Origin of the sequence: Pseudomonas sp. GD03858 (genome assembly GCF_029840925.1) — a bacterium.
Lineage (GTDB): Bacteria > Pseudomonadota > Gammaproteobacteria > Pseudomonadales > Pseudomonadaceae > Aquipseudomonas.
Genome location: NZ_JAOCDM010000021.1, coordinates 26,596 through 42,828, shown reverse-complemented (window position 1 = coordinate 42,828; position 16,233 = coordinate 26,596). Strand labels below are relative to the sequence as shown.

The window sequence follows — 16,233 nt, the reverse complement described above, 5'->3', positions numbered from 1 at the left end:
GTTGAACTTCCAGGATAGGGTTGCTGATTCAGCCGAGGCCGTACTTCTTCACTTTGTCGAACAGCGTGGTCTTGGCCATGCCCAGCTCCTGGCTGGCCTGGCTGAGGTTGCCGCCGGTGCGCTGCAGGGCGTCGCCGAGCAGGTTGCGTTCGAACGCCTCCACCGCCTCGGCAAAGCCCAGGCCCTGGCTGGCGCCGCCGCTGGAGCCTTTCTTGAACGCGGGCAGGCCCAGGGCATGACGCTCGGCGACGTTGCGCAGTTCGCGCACGTTGCCCGGCCAGTCGTGGGCCATCAGCCGCGACAAGGTCTGGCTGTCCAGCTCCGGTGCCTCGCGGTCGAAGCGCAGGGCCGATTGCTGCAGGAAGTGCTCGAACAGTTGCAGGATGTCTTCGCGGCGCTCACGCAGCGGCGGCAGCTCCAGGGTGACGACATTGAGGCGGTAGTACAGGTCGCTGCGGAACTGGCCGCTCTGGCCGAGCGTGGCAAGGTCGGCCTTGGTCGCGGCGATCACCCGGCAGTCCACCGCGATGCTCTGGTTCGAGCCCAGGCGCTCCAGGGTGCGCTCCTGCAGCACGCGCAGCAGCTTGATCTGCAGGTTGATTGGCATGCTCTCGACTTCGTCGAGGAACAGCGTGCCGCCGTTGGCGTGCTCGATCTTGCCGATGCGGCGTTTGCCGGCGCCGGTGAAGGCGTTGGCCTCGTGGCCGAAGATCTCGCTTTCGAACAGGTTCTCCGGCAGGCCGCCGCAGTTCAGCGCCACGAACGGCTGGCCCTGGCGCCGGCTGAAGTCGTGCAGGCAGCGTGCGACCAGCTCCTTGCCGGTGCCGGTTTCGCCTTCGATCAGCACGTTGGCCGAGGTATCGGCGACGTTGGCGATCAGTTCGCGCAGGTGCTCCATGGCCGGCGAGCGGCCAATGATGCGTCCCTCCAGGCTGCTCTGTTCGGCCAACTGGCGACGCAGGGCGAATACCTCGCGGGACAGGCCGCGCTGTTCCAGCGCCCGGCGTACCACGTCGACCAGACGTTCCGGTGAGAAGGGCTTCTCCATGAAGTCGTAGGCGCCGTTGCGCATGGCGCCGACCGCCATGTCGATGTCGCCGTGGCCGGTGATCAGCACCACCGGCAGGCTGCGGTCGCGGGCCTTGAGGCGGTTGAGCAGTTCCAGGCCATCGATGCCCGGCAGGCGGATGTCGCTGACGACGATGCCGGCGAAATCGTCGCCGATGCGCTCCAGGGCCTGTTCGGCGCTGCCGACGCCTTCGCAGGCGATGTCTTCCAGGGCCAGCGCCTGCTGGCAGCCGAGCAGCACGTGCGGGTCGTCTTCGACGATCAGGACGGTGAGAGGTGCTTGTTTCATAGAGGCTCAGCCAATTCGCTAGGGGGCGTGACCAGGGGCAGGGCAAGGACGAACGCGGTACCGCCGCCGGCAGGGTGTTCGACGCTCAGTGTACCCTTGGCGGCGGCGGCCAGGCTCGCCGACAAGGTCAGGCCCAGGCCCAGGCCATGCTCGCCCGGTTTGGTGGTGAAGAAGGGTTCGAACAGGTGCTTGCGCGCTTCGGCATCGATGCCGTGGCCGTTGTCGAGCACCCGCAGGCGGTACTTGTCGCCCTGCACCTCACCTTCCAGCCACAGTTGCGGCAGGGGTTGGGTGGCCATGGCGTCGAGGGCGTTGCCGATCAGGTTGACCAGAATCTGCTCCAGGCGGGTCTGGTCGATGGCCAGCAGCTGGTCGTCGAACTGCCGGTGCAGTTGCAGGTGGCAGGCGCTGATGCGGTTGGCCAGCACTTGCAAGGAGGCTTGCACGGCCTTTTCCAGTGAGGCCTGGCCGCTGTCGTCGCCACGTCGGGCGAACGAGCGCAGGCTGGCGGTGATGCGGCCCATGCGGTCGATCAGGTCGTTCATGGTGCGCAGGTTGGCGCTGGCGGTTTCCAGCGCGCCGCGTTCGAGGAAGCGCACGGTGTTGCCGGATAGGGTGCGCAAGGCCGCCAGGGGTTGGTTGAGCTCATGGGCGATGCTGGTGGACATCTGCCCGATGGCCGCCAGCTTGCCGGCCTGGACCAGTTCGTCCTGGGCATGGCGCAGGGTCTGCTCGGCGTGGCGGCGTTCGCGAATCTGGCCCTTGAGCCGTTCGTTGCTGGCGCGCAGGTCGGCGGTGCGCTCGGTGATCTTGCGCTCCAGCTGGCTGTTGGCTTCTTCCAGTGCCTCGCGGGCGGCCAGGCGGGTGGCGATCACCTTGCGCCGCTCGTTCCAGGCGATGGCCAGGATCGCCAGCAGGGCGAAGGCCACGCCCACCAGGATGCCCTGCACCATCGATTCGCGGCGCAGGTCCTGCAGCGGGGTGAGCAGGGTGAAATGCCACGGCGTGTCGGCCAGGCGCCGGGTCTGGGCCAGGTACGCGACTTCGCGCTGCTTGCCCTTGTCGGTCTCGCTGTTGGCCGGGAAGGTGAGCTTTTCCACGCCGTCGGCCAGGGTCTCGCGGGCCAGCGGTTGCAGCTCGTTGAGCGGCCACCAGTAGTACTGCAGGCTGCGCGCCAGGCGCTCCTTGATCTGCGGGTTGAGCGGACGCACCGATTTCAGGCGCCGGGATGGGTCGCTGGAAAGGATGATGATGCCGTTCTCGTCGCTGACGAAGGCTTCCAGGCGGGCACGCTGCCAGCGTTCCTCGAGGGTGTCCAGGCGCACCTTGATCACCGCCACGCCAATGATCTTGCCGTGCTCCTCCAGGCCATGGGCCAGGTAGTAGCCGGCCTCGCCGGTGGTGCTGCCGATGCCATAGAAGCGCCCGGGCTCGCCACGCACGGCGGTCTGGAAATAGGCACGGAAGGCCAGGTCCTCGCCGAGGAAGGAGTCGGCATCGCGCCAGTTGCTGGTGGCCTGGACCCGGCCATTGGTGTCGAGGACGAAGATCGCCCGGCTGCGGCTGCGCCGGTTCAGGCCTTCGAGGTATTCGTTGACGGCCTGGCGGTCACCGGCCTCGGGGTCGGTGAGCAGGCGCGAGACGCTGTCCTCCAGCTCCAGCAGGCTGGGCAGGTAGGTGTACTTGCTGATTTCGCTTTCGACGGTACGGGCATGCAGCTCCAGCTGGCGCTCGCCGTTCTCGCTGAGGCTGCGAATGCCGTTGCTCTCGCTGATCAGATAGCCGGCCAGGCCGAGCCCGACCATCAGCAGGATGACCAGGGGCGGGACGAGCAGTTGACGGATCAGACGGGATTTCACGGCGGGCTGGGCAGGGCGAAGGAGCGAAGGGTCGCATTTCATCACAGTGGCCTTGTCACGACCAGCTTCCGCTGCCCGTCAGGGCAGCGGAATCCGTACCTGCTCAGTGCTGCAGGATCTTGCTGAGGAAGTGCTGGGTGCGTTCGTGACGCTTCTCCGGGCTGCCGAAGAAGTCTTCCTTCTGGCAGTCCTCGATGATGTTGCCCTTGTCCATGAAGATCACCCGGTTGGCGACCTTGCGCGCGAAGCCCATCTCGTGGGTCACGCACATCATGGTCATGCCTTCGTGGGCCAGCTCGACCATCACGTCCAGTACTTCGTTGACCATTTCCGGGTCCAGCGCCGAGGTCGGTTCGTCGAACAGCATGACGATCGGGTCCATCGACAGGGCGCGGGCGATCGCCACGCGCTGCTGCTGGCCACCGGACAGCTGGCCGGGGTGTTTTTTGGCGTGGGCGCCGAGGCCCACACGGTCGAGCAGGGCCAGGCCCTTCTTGGTGGCTTCCGCCTCGCTGCGACCGAGCACCTTGCGCTGGGCGATGGTCAGGTTCTCGGTGATCGACAGGTGCGGGAACAGCTCGAAGTGCTGGAACACCATGCCCACTCGCGAACGCAGCTTGGGCAGGTTGGTCTTCGGATCGGCGATGGAGGTGCCGTCGACCACGATGTCGCCCTTCTGGAACGGCTCCAGCGCGTTGACGCACTTGATCAGGGTGGACTTGCCCGAGCCGGACGGGCCGCAGACCACCACCACTTCACCCTTCTTGACCTCGGTGCTGCAGTCGGTCAGTACCTGGAAGTCCCCGTACCACTTGTTGACGTTCTTGATGGAAATCATACGGTGATCCTTTTTTGCAGGCGCTTGACCAGCCAGGAAGCGGAGAAGCTGATGAGGAAGTAGACGACACCGGCGAAGATCAGGAACTCGTGGGAGCGCCCGATGATGTCGCCGTTGGAGCGGGCCGAGTTGAGGAAGTCGACCAGGCCGACGGTGTAGACCAGCGAGGTGTCCTGGAACAGGATGATGCTCTGCTGCAGCAGCAGCGGGGTCATCTTGCGAAACGCCTGAGGCAGGATGATCAGGCGCATGCACTGGCCGTAGCTCATGCCCAGCGCCTGCGCGGCGCCCATCTGGCCCTTGGAGATCGACTGCACGCCGGCCCGCACGATCTCGCAGAAGTAGGCCGCCTCGAACATCATGAAGGCCACGACGCAGGAGGTGAACGCGCCCACCGGTGTGTCCTGGCCGGTGATCCAGCGCAGCACGAACGGCACCGCCAGGTAGAACCAGGTGATCACCAGCAGCAGCGGGATCGAGCGGAAGTAGTTGACGTAGGCGCCGGCCACGTTCGACAGCAGCTTGTTCGACGACAGGCGCATCAGGGCCAGGATGGTGCCCAGGGCGATACCGCCGACCACGCCCATGACCATCAGCTTGAGGGTCATGACCATGCCTTCCCAGAGGGCGGGCAGGGCGGGGATGATTTCGCTGAAATCCATGTCCATTTACTTGCCTCCCACGGAAATCAGGCCCGGTACGGCGACTTTTTTCTCGACAGCGCGCATGAGCAGCATCAGGCCCATGTTCAGGGTGAAGTAGATCAGGGTGGCCAGGGTGAAGGCCTCGAACAGGTTGGCCGAGAATTCGGCGGTCTGCTTGGTCTGCGCCAGCAGCTCCATCAGGCCGATCAGCGAGGCCACCGAGGAGTTCTTGAACACGTTCAGGAACTCCGAGGTGAGCGGTGGAATGATGATCCGGTAGGCCTGGGGCAGCAGCACGTTCATGTAGATCTGCGGCAGGCTGAAGCCCATCGCGCGCCCGGCCGCCTCCTGGCCACGGGGCAGCGCCTGGATGCCGGTGCGCACCTGCTCGCAGACACGGGCGGCGGTGAACAGGCCCAGGCAGATGACCACGCTGATCAGCGCCGAGGTGGTCGGGTTGAGGTCCTGCTTGAACCATTCCTGCAGGCCTTCGGGCAGCAGGTCCGGCACCAGGAAGTACCAGATGAACAGCTGTACCAGCAGCGGCACATTGCGGAACAGTTCGACGTAGGCGGTGGCGATCCCTGACACCAGACGGTTGGGCACGGTACGCATCACGCCGAGCAGCGAGCCCAGCAGCAAGGCGATGATCCAGGCGGAGATGGCGATGGCGATGGTCCAGCCCAGACCGGTGATGTACCAGTCCAGATAGGTCTCGCTGCCCACGCCGGTGGACTTGAAGAACACGCCCCAGTCCCAGTTGTAATTCATCGGGATTTCCCCTCAGACGGTTGTTTCACGGGCACCTTCGAGCATCCAAGGGCGTTGAACGCCCTCGGATGAAAGGGTAGACACTAATGGGTGGCCTGTTCGATCGAATCGCGCGGATGCGCTACAGGCCACTATCCATGGCTATGGAAGATCAGGACTTCTTCTCGTCCGCCGCCTTGTCGGTCGGCTCGGCGATCAGCTTCTTCAGCTCGTCGCTCATCGGGAACTGCAGGTTCAGGCCTTTTGGCGGAATCGGCTGCTGGAACCACTTGTCATAGCTCTTGTTGACTTCACCCGACTTGAAGTAGGCGACGATGGCCTCGTCGACCGCTTTCTTGAAGGCCGGATCGTCCTTGCGCACCATGCAACCGTAGATCTCGTACGATTGCGGGGTGCCGGTGATGACCCAGTCGGACGGCTTGCGTGCCTTGGCCATTTCACCGGCCAGCAGGGCGTCGTCCATCATGAACGCCACGGCGCGGCCGCTTTCGAGCATGTTGAAGGCTTCGCCGTGGTCCTTGGCGGAGATCACGTTCATCTTCATCTGCTTGTCGGCGTTCATCGCCTTGAGGATGCGCTCGGAGGTGGTGCCGGCGGTGGTCACCACGTTCTTGCCGGCCAGGTCGGCGAAGTCTTTATAGGACGGCTGGCCATCCTTGACCTTGGTCAGCAGGCGGGTGCCGACTTCGAAGATGCCCACCGAGAAGCCGACCTGCTGCTGGCGCTCGACGTTGTTGGTGGTGGAGCCGCACTCCAGGTCCACGGTGCCGTTCTGCACCAGCGGGATGCGAGTCTGCGAGGTGACCAGGTTGTACTTGACCTTGATGTCGGTGCCCAGTTGCTTTTTCAGGGCTTCGACGACGGCCAGCTGGATGTCGTGGGAGTAGCCTACTGGTTCCGGTTTGCCGGCCAGGTAGGAGAACGGGATGGAGGAGTCGCGATGGCCCAGGGTGATGGTGCCGGAGTCCTTGATCTTCTTCAGGGTGCCGGTCAGCTCTTCGGCCATGACCGGCGACGAGATGACCGCTGCCGCGATGGCGGCGCCCAGCAATTGACGAACGATGCGCATCAAATTTTCCTCGACGTGTTTGTTTTTTTTATGGAGCCGTTGGCGGACTCTTTCGTTCAACGAATACAGCATGAAGCGTGGTGCATTCGGCTCCCAAGTGTAGAGCATGACTCGTGCCAAGCCCCGACATTGATCATAACGCCGCGAAAATACTGGGAATTAATCTTTTTTGATGCCTTTACGACAGTATGTGTCGTACGGCTTTCCGAAAGGGTGCGAGCGGATCGTTCGGGAATCCGAACGAATGACTGCGCGCAGGGGCGTCAGTCTGACGCAATGGGGCCGCACAGCGGCCCCATTGAGTCTTACCGGTTTGGCCTCAGGCCGCCTGCACGCGGTTGGCCAGGGCCTGCTGCAAGTAATCGGCCAGTGCCTGTTGCTCGACCACGCTGGTGAACAGGCCCAGCTTGGTGCGGCGCCAGAGAATGTCGTCGGCGCTGCTGGCCCATTCTTCGCTGCACAGGTAGTCGACCTCGCGGGTGAACAGGCCACCACCAATCGACTGGCCGAGGTCTTCAGGGCCGTTGACGCCTTCGAGCAGGCGCCAGACACGGCTGCCATAAGTGCTCGCCCAGCGCCTGGCGATATCCAGCGGCAGCCAGGCATGGCGCGCCACCAGCGCTTCGACCAGGGCCTGCGCGCTGGTCATGCTCTCGCCGCCTGGCAGCGGGGCGGCGGCGGTCCAGCTGCCGCGCATCTGGGTGAAGAACGGGTGCAGCTCGGCCATGGCCGATTCGGCCAGCTTGCGGTAGGTGGTCAGCTTGCCGCCGAATACCGACAGCAGCGGAGCCTGGCCCTCGCTGGCGGACAGCGCCAGAGTGTAGTCGCGGGTCACCGCCGATGGGTTGTCCGACTCGTCGTTGCACAACGGGCGCACGCCGGAGTAGGTGTGCAGGATGTCGGCACGGCTGAGCTGGTGGTTGAAGTGCTCGTTGACCACCTTGAGCAGGTAGTCGGTTTCCTGCTCGGTGATCGCCACCTTGGCCGGATCGCCACTGTATTCGCGGTCGGTGGTGCCGATCAGGGTGAAGCGTTCCAGGTACGGAATGCAGAAGACGATGCGCTGGTCTTCGTTCTGCAGGATGTAGGCATGCTCGCCTTCGTACAGGCGCGGCACGATGAGGTGGCTGCCCTGGATCAGGCGGATGCCGTACGGCGCATCGAGTTTGAGGTCATCCTTGATGAAGCTGGCCACCCAGGGGCCGGCGGCGTTGACCAGGGCGCGGGCACGAATGCTTTGCAGGCTGCCGTCGGCGTGCTGCAGTTCCACCTGCCACAGGCCATCGATACGTTCGGCGCGCAGGCAACGGGTGCGGGTGTGGATGTGCGCGCCTTTCTCGCGTGCGGCCATGGCGTTGAGCACCACCAGGCGGGCGTCGTCCACGGCGCAGTCGGCATACTCGAAGCCGCGGGTGATGGCTGGCTTGAGCGGGTAGCCCGGCCCGAAGCGCAGGCTGCGCGAGGCGCCCAGGCGCTTGCGCTTGCCCAGGTGGTCATAGAGGAACAGGCCGGCGCGGATCATCCAGGTCGGGCGCAGGTGCGGGCGGTGCGGCAGGACGAAGCGCATCGGCTTGACGATGTGTGGCGCCTTGGCCAGCAGGACTTCGCGCTCGGCCAGGGCTTCGCGCACCAGGCGAAATTCGTAGTGTTCGAGGTAGCGCAGGCCGCCGTGGATCAGCTTGCTGCTGGCCGATGAAGTGTGCTGGGCCAGATCGTCCTTTTCGCAAAGGAACACCTTGAGGCCACGCCCGGCGGCATCGGCTGCGATGCCCACGCCATTGATGCCACCGCCGATCACGGCGAGGTCATAGCAGTCGATGGTTTGGGGCGAAACGGGCTGGGACACGGCAAGGCCTCCTGGGCTGTTCACATCGAATATGAACATCTATGTTCGAATTCGAAAATATTAGCGCAATGAACCAGCGGTCGCCAGTCAGTCTTCATAGAAAATACTGATCGAATGGCAAGGAAATGAACAAAAACGAAAGTGATGAGCAAGCTGCATGTTTCACGTTGCAAGAAAAAGCCGGACTGCAACTGACAGCCTGTCGCGGTCCGGCTTTTTCTTGCGGCTAAGCGCTTGAAGCTTGTAGCGCTCAAACCACGTCGAGACGGATCTTGTGTTGATTGAGCAGCTGGGTGAGGGCAGGGGACGGTGCCTGGTCGGTCACCAGGCAGTCGATCAGGCTGATCGAGCCCAGGCGAACCATGGCGTTACGGCCGAACTTGCTCGAGTCAGCGGCGAGGATCACCTGGCGGGCGTTGGCAATGATCGCCTGGGACACGCGCACTTCCTGGTAGTCGAAGTCCAGCAGGCTACCGTCTTCGTCGATGCCGCTGATGCCCACCACGGCGAAGTCGACCTTGAACTGGCTGATGAAGTCGACGCTGGCCTGGCCGACCACGCCACCGTCGCGGCGCACCGTGCCGCCAGCCACCAGCACCTCGAAATCGTCCTTGGCGCCAAGGATGGCCGCCACGTGCAGGTTGTTGGTGATGATCTTCAGGTGATTGTGGTTGAGCAGGGCCCGGGCGATGGATTCGGTGGTGGTGCCGATGTTGATGAACAGCGAGGCATGGTCGGGGATCTGCCGGGCCACGGCTTCGGCAATGCGCTGCTTTTCATCGCGCATCTGGTCGGCGCGCATGGCGTAGGCGGTGTTCTCGATGCTCGAGTCATAGGCTGCGCCGCCATGGTAGCGCCGCAACAGGTTGGCCTCGGCCAACTGGTTGATATCGCGGCGGATGGTCTGCGGGGTGACGACGAACAGCTGCGCCATTTCCTCGATGCTGACATAGCCGCGTTCGCGAACCAGTTCGAGGATTTGTTGTTGGCGTGGGGGCAGATTCATGGGCGGTCCTTTGGGGCTGCCGGACAAATTCTGCAATGATGCCGTAGGTCGTGGTGTAGGACCAGCCTGGTTATTGCGCAAGAGCCCATCGCGGGGCGAGCCCGCTCCCACGAAAAGCGCTGCTTGGCGGCGCTTGATCGTGGGAGTGGGCTTGCCCCGCGATGCTTGTGGGATCAGGCGTCGTGATCTTCCCAGTCGCGGGTGCGATCTACTGCTTTACGCCAGCCCTTGTACAGTTTCTCTTTCGCCGCCTCATCCAGCTGCGGGCTGAACTCGCGTTCGATGATCGCCTTGTCGCGCAGTTCGTCCAGGCCGCTCCAGAAACCGCAGGCCAGGCCTGCCAGGTAGGCGGCGCCCAGGGCCGTGGTTTCGCGCATCTTCGGGCGCTCGACGCAGGTGCCGAGGATGTCCGCCTGGAACTGCATCAGGAAGTTGTTGGCCACCGCGCCACCGTCCACGCGCAGCTCGGAGAGGCGTTGGCCGCAGTCTTGCTGCATGGCGTCGAGCACATCGCGGGTCTGATAGGCGATGGACTCCAGCGCCGCGCGGATGATGTGGTCGACCTTGACGCCGCGGGTCAGGCCGAACAGCGCGCCGCGGGCATACGGATCCCAGTAGGGGGCGCCCAGGCCAGTGAAGGCCGGGACCAGGTACACGCCATTGCTGTCCTTGACCTTGCTGGCGAAGTATTCGGTGTCGTAGGCGTCGTTGACGATCTTCAGTTCGTCGCGCAGCCACTGCACGGTGGAGCCACCGTTGAACACCGCGCCCTCGAGAGCGTACGCCACTTCGCCGCGCGGGCCGCAGGCGATGGTGGTGAGCAGGCCGTGGGACGACTGGACGGCCTTGTCGCCGGTGTTCATCAGCAGGAAGCAGCCGGTGCCGTAGGTGTTCTTGGCCTGGCCCGGCTCGACGCACATCTGGCCGAACAGCGCCGATTGCTGGTCGCCGGCGATACCGGCGATGTCGATGCCGCTCTTGGTCTTGCCATAGACTTCGGACGACGGGCGTACCTCAGGCAGCATCTGGCGTGGAATGCCAAGGATATCGAGCAGCTTCTCGTCCCACTGCAGCGTATGGATGTTGAACATCAGCGTGCGCGAGGCGTTGGTGTAGTCGGTGACGTGCACCTTGCCGCCGGAGAACTTCCAGATCAGCCAGGTATCGATGGTGCCGAACAGCAGCTCGCCACGCTCGGCGCGCTCGCGGGCGCCCTCGACATTGTCGAGGATCCACTTGAGCTTGGTGCCGGAGAAGTACGGGTCGGTGACCAGGCCGGTGGCTTCGCGGATGTACTGTTCATGGCCGTCGCGTTTGAGCTGGGCACAGATGTCGGTGCTGCGCCGGCATTGCCAGACGATGGCGTTGTACACCGGGCGACCGGTTTCCTTGTCCCAGACGACGGTGGTTTCGCGCTGGTTGGTGATGCCGATGGCGGCGACCTGGGCGTGGCTGATGCCGGCCTGGGCCAGGGCCTCGACCATGGTCGCGCTCTGGGTGGCGAAGATTTCCATCGGGTCGTGCTCGACCCAGCCCGCCTGCGGGTAGTGCTGGGCGAATTCGCGCTGCGAGGTGCCGACCACATTGGCATCGCGATCGAAGATGATGGCGCGCGAACTGGTGGTGCCCTGGTCCAGGGCGATGATGTAGTTCTTGTCCAGGGTGTCTGTCATGTCGATGGCCTTGCACGAATAAGGGAGTAGGTCAGGGCGTGGCGGGCCCGGCGTCTCAGCCTGGGCCCGGCGCTGGCATCAGGAAACCTGGGTGTCGCCCTGAGGATTATCGTCTGTCTGCGGGTTCTCGGCTTGCGCGGTCGGCAGGTTGCGGGCGATCAGGCCACGGTACAGGGCCGCGCCGAGGCTGGCGCCGAGGATCGGTGCGAAGACGGGCACCAGGAAATAGGGGATGTCGCGACCGCCGGTGAAGGCGATTTCGCCCCAGCCGGCGAAAAATGTCATGAGTTTGGGACCGAAATCCCGTGCCGGGTTCATCGCGAAGCCGGTCAGCGGGCCCATGGCGCTGCCGATCACGGCAATCAGCAGGCCGATCAGCAGCGGGGCGGTGGCGCCACGGGGCAGGCCGTTGTTGTCGTCGGTCAGGGCCATGATCACGGCCATCAGGATGGCGGTGATGATCACTTCGACGAGAAACGCCTGGCCGGTGGACAGCGCCGGGTGCGGATACGTCGAGAACACCGAGGCCAGCTCCAGGCTGGCCTGGCTGCCGCGCAGCATGGCGTGGCTTTGTTCGAAATCGAAGAACAGGTTGCTGTACAGGAAGTACACCAGCGCCGCGCCGCAGAAGGCGCCGCCTACCTGGGCGAGGATGTAGAACGGCAGCTTGCGCTTGTCGAAGCCGGCGAACACGGCGAGGGCGATGCTCACGGCCGGGTTCAGGTGCGCGCCGGAGACGCCGGCGCTGAGGTAGATCGCCATGCTCACGCCGACCCCCCAGATGATGCTGATCTCCCACAGGCCGAAGCTGGCGCCGGCGACCTTGAGCGCGGCGACGCAACCGGTACCGAAGAAGATGAGCAGGGCGGTGCCGAGGAATTCGGCCAGGCATTGGGCGTAAAGCGTCGGTTGTCGTAGAGCAGTCGTCATGTTTGACCTCGGTTCTTGTTGTTGTGAGGCGCTGGGCGCTCGACAGCAAAAAGCCCGGAGTCGATCCCCATTGACGCCGGGCGGATACAGGAAGTGCACCTTATAGGTGCACCATTTATTCATAAACGAAAAAATATAGACAAGAAACGCTGATGTCAAAGGTCGAAAATGAACGCCCGGTCACAATCTGACAGTCAGGCCCATCGCCGAATCGGCGGCCGCTGCTCTGGCCTGGGGGCTGCGCTGGCTGGAAGGTGGCATTTGCCCTAAAGTAGCCGCCGAAACGTGATCGACTGGAGCCCTGCATGACCCCCGCCCTGGACCTGCTGAAGAAGGCGCGCGCCGAGCACCGCGTGCACAGTTACGAACATGATCCCAAGACCGCCTCCTATGGCCTGGAAGCAGCCGAAAAGCTGGGCCTTGAGCCATTACGCGTGTTCAAGACGCTGCTGGCCAGCAGCGAGAAGGGCGAGCTGCTGGTGGCGGTGGTACCGGTGGTCGGCACCCTCGATCTGAAGGCCTTGGCCCACGCGGCAGGGGTGAAGAAATGCGAAATGGCCGACCCGCAGGTCGCCCAGCGCGCCACGGGTTACCTGGTCGGTGGCATCAGCCCGCTGGGCCAGAAGAAGCGCCTGCGTACGTTCATCGACCAGTCGGCGCAACAACATGAAACGATTCATGTCAGCGCCGGACGCCGTGGACTCGAAGTTGAACTCGCCGCTTCGGTACTCGCTGCCCATACCCAGGCACAGTTTGCCGAGATCGGTCGCGGCTGAGCATCTGTATGGTGGGAAAATCCACCGGTCTGTCACTGTACGGTCAGTCTGCCATGCCCCATGCTCGGCCGCTTTCCGACAAGACAGAGGGATCGGGTCATGCAGTTGCACTTCCATCAGGTCGATGCTTTCAGTGATCGACCGTTCGCCGGCAATCCCGCCATGGTCTACCTGTTGGAGCAGTGGCTCGACGAAGCGCTGATGCAGCGCATCGCCGCCGAGCACAACCTCGCCGAAACAGCCTTCGTAGTGGCCCAGGGCGAGGACTATCGGATCCGCTGGTTCACCCCGAGCACCGAAGTGCCCTTGTGCGGTCACGCCACCCTGGCCAGTGCCCATGTGCTGTTCGAGGTGTATGGCGAGACCAGGGCGCGCCTGGACTTTCATAGCCAGTCTGGATTGCTGAGCGTCAGCCGTGAAGGTGATCGCTTGTGGCTCGACTTTCCGCGTATCGACCCGCAGCCGTTGGTAGAGCCGTTGGCGGTGGCCGCGGCGCTGGGCTGCGAGGTGGTCGAGGTATACCGGACCAAGGAACTGTTCGTGGTGCTGCGGTCCGAGCAGGTGGTGCTTGACTGCGCGCCGGACATGGCGGCGGTGGCACGCTTGCCTGGGTTGGGCGTGATCGTCACCGCGCCGGGGCGCGAGCATGATTTCGTCTCGCGCTACTTCGCTCCGGGCATTGGCATCCCCGAGGATCCGGTGACCGGTTCGACCCATTGTTCGTTGATTCCCTACTGGGCCGAACGCCTGGACAAGACCGAGCTGCGTGCGTTCCAGCGCTCGGCGCGGGGCGGTGAGCTGTTCTGTCGGCTGGAGGGGCAGCGGGTGAAGATCGGTGGCCAGGCCCGGCGCGTGGCCAGCGGCACGCTGCTGTTGTGACCATGAGATCTTTATAGGAGATCGCCCAGCCCTTTGGGGCTGCGCTGTCGCGCAGGGAACTGTTATCCCTGTGGGAGCGGGCTTGCCCGCGAAGCAGGCACCACGGTGCCTGGCACCGGCTTCGCCGGTGTTCGCGGGCAAGCCCGCTCCCACCGAGTCGAACTAAATCAATGAGTTATGGTTTTTCCCATGAGAGCGGGTTTGTCCCGCGATCGCGGGGCTGTCAGACCAGGTACTGCCTACCCATCAATGGGCGGAACTGACCCGCCGCACGCCTTGCTCATGGCTGGCCAGCTGCGCGGCGACGCTGCCGGGTACCGCGAACAGCACCAGGTGGTCCGCCGCTACCGCGATGCCGACGTCCTGGCCGACCTGATGGTCGTTGTGGCTGGGGAAGATCGCCTCGAGCTGGCTGCCAGTGGGCAGCTGCAGGCGATAGAGCGTGGAGGCGCCGAGGAAGCTCTTGCCGACGATCCGCGCGCGCAGGGCGCTGTCGGGTGCGTGGATGATGTCATCGGGGCGCAGCAATACGTCAACCGAACTTCCCAGGGCCATGGTGTAGGCGCGGTTGCCACGCAGTTCGCCCAGTTCCGTGGCTACCGCTTCATGGCTGCTCATCTGGCCACGAATGAAGTAGCCCTGGCCGATGAAGCTGGCAACGAAGGGGGTCTGCGGCTCGTGATAGAGGTTGTAGGGTGTATCCCACTGCTCCAGGCGGCCCTCCTTGAACACGCCGACGTGATCGCTGACGGCGAAGGCCTCCTCCTGGTCGTGGGTAACGAGGATGGCGCTGGTGCCCCGACTCTTGAGAATGTCGCGGACTTCGTGGCTCAGGCGCCGGCGCAGTTCCACGTCGAGGTTGGAGAACGGCTCGTCGAGCAGCAGCAACTGCGGCTCCGGCGCCAGTGCCCGGGCCAGGGCAACCCGCTGCTGCTGGCCACCGGACAGCTCGTGCGGGTAGCGCCCGCCCAGGCCGCCGAGCTTGACCAGCTCGAGCATCTCCTCGACCACCGCCGCTTGTTCAGGGTGCTTGCCGATGCCGAAGGCGATGTTCTGCGCCACGGTGAGGTGCGGGAACAGCGCATAGTCCTGGAACACCATGCCGATTCGGCGTTTCTCCGGCGCCAGGGTGAACCCGGCGCGGGAGATGACTTCGCCGGCCAGCTGGATCTCGCCTTCGTGAACTGGTTCGAAGCCGGCGATAGCCCGCAGTGTGGTGGTCTTGCCGCAACCGGAGGACCCCAGCAGGCAACCGATGTCGCCTGCGTTCAGGTGCAGGTTGAGGTTCTGGACGATGCGCTGGTCGCCGTAGCCGCAGGCCAGGTTGCGCAGGTTGAGCAGTAGCTGTTGACTCATGCGTGGTGGTAAGCCGGTTCTACAAGGAATTCCAGGAGGGCCTTCTGTGCATGCAAGCGGTTCTCAGCTTCGTCCCAGGCGACCGAACGAGGGTCGTCGAGCAGATCCTGGCTGATTTCCTCGCCACGGTGGGCGGGCAGGCAGTGCATGAACAGGGCGTCGGGTGCCGCCAGGTCGAGCAGTTCGCGGGTGACCTGGTAAGGCGCGAAATGCGCCAGGCGCCGTGCAGTTTCCTCCTCCTGGCCCATGGAAGTCCAGACATCCGTGGTCACCAGGTGGGCGCCGCGCACGGCTTCCTGCGGATCACGGATGATCTGCACGCGGTCACCGCCCAGTGCCAGGAAGCGTTGATCAGGCTCGTAGCCTTCAGGGCAGGTGATGCGCAGTTGGAAATCGAACTGGCGGGCAGCTTCGATATAGGAGTTGCACATGTTGAAGCCGTCGCCGACCCAGGCCACGGTCTTGCCCTGGATCGAGCCACGGTGTTCGAAGAACGTCTGCATGTCGGCCAGCAACTGGCAGGGGTGCGATTCGTCGGACAGGCCGTTGATCACCGGCACCTTCGAGTGGGCGGCGAACTCGGTGAGGGTGCTGTGGGCGTGGGTCCGGATCATCACCGCATCGACCATGCTCGAGAGCACGATGGCGCTGTCGGCGATCGGCTCGCCGCGGCCCAGCTGGGTGTCACGGGGCGACAGGAAGATGGCCTGACCGCCGAGCTGGATCATGCCGGCTTCGAACGACACCCGGGTACGGGTCGAGGATTTCTCGAAGATCATGCCCAGTACGCGATTCTTCAGCGGTTCGAACAGCACGCCGCGCTTGCGCAGGTCCTTCAGCTCGATGCCTCGGCGGATCACCCCGAGCAGTTCGTCGGTGGTGAAGTCCAGCAGGGAGAGAAAGTGCCTTGCGCTCATGATTGACTACCTTATCTGCAACGGTATGCAGGTCGACCGTATGGTTTTTGTTGACAACGGGGGTGACCTGCGGCGTAAGCCGCACGGGGCGGACGAAATAGGGAAAGGCGCAATACTATAATTAAATGTCGCCTCAAACCAAGAGGGGAAACAGCGCCTCTGTGTCAAAGGGTGTCGTAAGCCATTGGCGGGCAGCTGTTTTTTATTTGCTACAGCGGTTGTACACGGCTGGGCGCGCCTTTGGCAAACCCGCTGTCGCGAATCGCCCGCCTGATGTCGCCCGATTCACGCCGCGAACGTCACTGGCCAGGC

Annotated in this window: 14 protein-coding genes; 2 read left to right on the top strand and 12 right to left on the bottom strand. The window is 64.0% G+C overall.

The window, feature by feature from the left end; translation table 11 throughout:
- Nucleotides 1-28 precede the first annotated feature (28 nt).
- The 10 genes from N5D48_RS08645 to N5D48_RS08600 all read right to left on the bottom strand — a co-directional run bounded on the left by N5D48_RS08645 (nucleotide 29) and on the right by N5D48_RS08600 (nucleotide 11,993).
- Nucleotides 29-1,357, bottom strand: coding sequence for a sigma-54 dependent transcriptional regulator (locus tag N5D48_RS08645; RefSeq protein WP_279883096.1), 1,329 nt, complete (start codon nucleotides 1,355-1,357; stop codon nucleotides 29-31).
- Nucleotides 1,354-3,258 carry an ATP-binding protein gene (locus N5D48_RS08640; protein ID WP_279883094.1) on the bottom strand — a complete coding sequence of 635 codons (1,905 nt, stop codon included), beginning with the start codon at nucleotides 3,256-3,258 and terminating at the stop codon, nucleotides 1,354-1,356. The genes N5D48_RS08645 and N5D48_RS08640 overlap by 4 nt, the downstream gene beginning before the upstream one ends.
- Before the next feature lie 61 nt (nucleotides 3,259-3,319).
- Nucleotides 3,320-4,054 (bottom strand): amino acid ABC transporter ATP-binding protein, encoded by a 735-nt coding sequence (locus N5D48_RS08635; RefSeq protein ID WP_279883092.1) that lies wholly within the window; start codon nucleotides 4,052-4,054, stop codon nucleotides 3,320-3,322.
- Nucleotides 4,051-4,722 (bottom strand): ABC transporter permease subunit, encoded by a 672-nt coding sequence (locus tag N5D48_RS08630; protein WP_279883089.1) that lies wholly within the window; start codon nucleotides 4,720-4,722, stop codon nucleotides 4,051-4,053. Before N5D48_RS08630 ends, N5D48_RS08635 begins: the two co-directional genes overlap by 4 nt.
- Entirely contained in the window at nucleotides 4,723-5,469 is a 747-nt protein-coding gene (locus N5D48_RS08625) for an amino acid ABC transporter permease (protein WP_279883087.1), read from the bottom strand. It abuts the gene before it with no gap.
- A gap of 151 nt (nucleotides 5,470-5,620) precedes the next feature.
- The gene (locus tag N5D48_RS08620) at nucleotides 5,621-6,538 is read right to left on the bottom strand and encodes a glutamate/aspartate ABC transporter substrate-binding protein (RefSeq protein ID WP_279883085.1); all 918 of its coding nucleotides are present in this window, start codon (nucleotides 6,536-6,538) and stop codon (nucleotides 5,621-5,623) included.
- A 319-nt stretch (nucleotides 6,539-6,857) separates the two neighbouring features.
- Nucleotides 6,858-8,384 carry a glycerol-3-phosphate dehydrogenase gene (gene glpD, locus N5D48_RS08615; protein ID WP_279883083.1) on the bottom strand — a complete coding sequence of 509 codons (1,527 nt, stop codon included), beginning with the start codon at nucleotides 8,382-8,384 and terminating at the stop codon, nucleotides 6,858-6,860.
- Between the two features lie 250 nt (nucleotides 8,385-8,634).
- Nucleotides 8,635-9,390 (bottom strand): DNA-binding transcriptional repressor GlpR, encoded by a 756-nt coding sequence (gene glpR / locus N5D48_RS08610; protein WP_279883081.1) that lies wholly within the window; start codon nucleotides 9,388-9,390, stop codon nucleotides 8,635-8,637.
- A gap of 173 nt (nucleotides 9,391-9,563) precedes the next feature.
- Nucleotides 9,564-11,063: a glycerol kinase GlpK gene (gene glpK / locus N5D48_RS08605; protein ID WP_050704018.1), complete on the bottom strand. Its 1,500-nt coding sequence runs from the start codon at nucleotides 11,061-11,063 to the stop codon at nucleotides 9,564-9,566.
- A 78-nt stretch (nucleotides 11,064-11,141) separates the two neighbouring features.
- The gene (locus tag N5D48_RS08600) at nucleotides 11,142-11,993 is read right to left on the bottom strand and encodes an aquaporin (protein WP_279883078.1); all 852 of its coding nucleotides are present in this window, start codon (nucleotides 11,991-11,993) and stop codon (nucleotides 11,142-11,144) included.
- A 305-nt stretch (nucleotides 11,994-12,298) separates the two neighbouring features.
- On the opposite strand from N5D48_RS08600, the gene ybaK reads away from it, so the two are divergent.
- Together ybaK and N5D48_RS08590 are read left to right on the top strand one after the other, a co-directional pair.
- A complete protein-coding gene (gene ybaK, locus N5D48_RS08595; protein ID WP_279883076.1) occupies nucleotides 12,299-12,769 on the top strand; it encodes a Cys-tRNA(Pro) deacylase in 471 nt (156 codons plus the stop codon).
- A 99-nt stretch (nucleotides 12,770-12,868) separates the two neighbouring features.
- Nucleotides 12,869-13,648 carry a PhzF family phenazine biosynthesis protein gene (locus N5D48_RS08590; RefSeq protein ID WP_279883074.1) on the top strand — a complete coding sequence of 260 codons (780 nt, stop codon included), beginning with the start codon at nucleotides 12,869-12,871 and terminating at the stop codon, nucleotides 13,646-13,648.
- 246 nt (nucleotides 13,649-13,894) lie between these two features.
- On the opposite strand, the gene N5D48_RS08585 is transcribed toward N5D48_RS08590, so the two are convergent.
- Entirely contained in the window at nucleotides 13,895-15,004 is a 1,110-nt protein-coding gene (locus N5D48_RS08585) for an ABC transporter ATP-binding protein (RefSeq protein WP_279883072.1), read from the bottom strand.
- The gene (gene argF / locus N5D48_RS08580; protein ID WP_279883070.1) at nucleotides 15,001-15,921 is read right to left on the bottom strand and encodes an ornithine carbamoyltransferase; all 921 of its coding nucleotides are present in this window, start codon (nucleotides 15,919-15,921) and stop codon (nucleotides 15,001-15,003) included. Before argF ends, N5D48_RS08585 begins: the two co-directional genes overlap by 4 nt.
- Between the last annotated feature and the right edge of the window lie 312 nt (nucleotides 15,922-16,233).

Bases quoted from the DNA above. Each gene is read 5' to 3' on its own strand.
- N5D48_RS08630 (WP_279883089.1), bottom strand. From the start codon at position 4,722: ATGGACATGGATTTCAGCGAAATCATCCCCGCCCTGCCCGCCCTCTGG.
- glpK (WP_050704018.1), bottom strand. From the start codon at position 11,063: ATGACAGACACCCTGGACAAGAACTACATCATCGCCCTGGACCAGGGC.
- glpR (WP_279883081.1), bottom strand. From the start codon at position 9,390: ATGAATCTGCCCCCACGCCAACAACAAATCCTCGAACTGGTTCGCGAA.
- N5D48_RS08600 (WP_279883078.1), bottom strand. From the start codon at position 11,993: ATGACGACTGCTCTACGACAACCGACGCTTTACGCCCAATGCCTGGCC.
- N5D48_RS08645 (WP_279883096.1), bottom strand. From the start codon at position 1,357: ATGAAACAAGCACCTCTCACCGTCCTGATCGTCGAAGACGACCCGCAC.
- ybaK (WP_279883076.1), top strand. From the start codon at position 12,299: ATGACCCCCGCCCTGGACCTGCTGAAGAAGGCGCGCGCCGAGCACCGC.
- N5D48_RS08625 (WP_279883087.1), bottom strand. From the start codon at position 5,469: ATGAATTACAACTGGGACTGGGGCGTGTTCTTCAAGTCCACCGGCGTG.
- N5D48_RS08585 (WP_279883072.1), bottom strand. From the start codon at position 15,004: ATGAGTCAACAGCTACTGCTCAACCTGCGCAACCTGGCCTGCGGCTAC.
- argF (WP_279883070.1), bottom strand. From the start codon at position 15,921: ATGAGCGCAAGGCACTTTCTCTCCCTGCTGGACTTCACCACCGACGAA.
- N5D48_RS08620 (WP_279883085.1), bottom strand. From the start codon at position 6,538: ATGCGCATCGTTCGTCAATTGCTGGGCGCCGCCATCGCGGCAGCGGTC.
- N5D48_RS08635 (WP_279883092.1), bottom strand. From the start codon at position 4,054: ATGATTTCCATCAAGAACGTCAACAAGTGGTACGGGGACTTCCAGGTA.
- N5D48_RS08590 (WP_279883074.1), top strand. From the start codon at position 12,869: ATGCAGTTGCACTTCCATCAGGTCGATGCTTTCAGTGATCGACCGTTC.
- N5D48_RS08640 (WP_279883094.1), bottom strand. From the start codon at position 3,258: ATGAAATGCGACCCTTCGCTCCTTCGCCCTGCCCAGCCCGCCGTGAAA.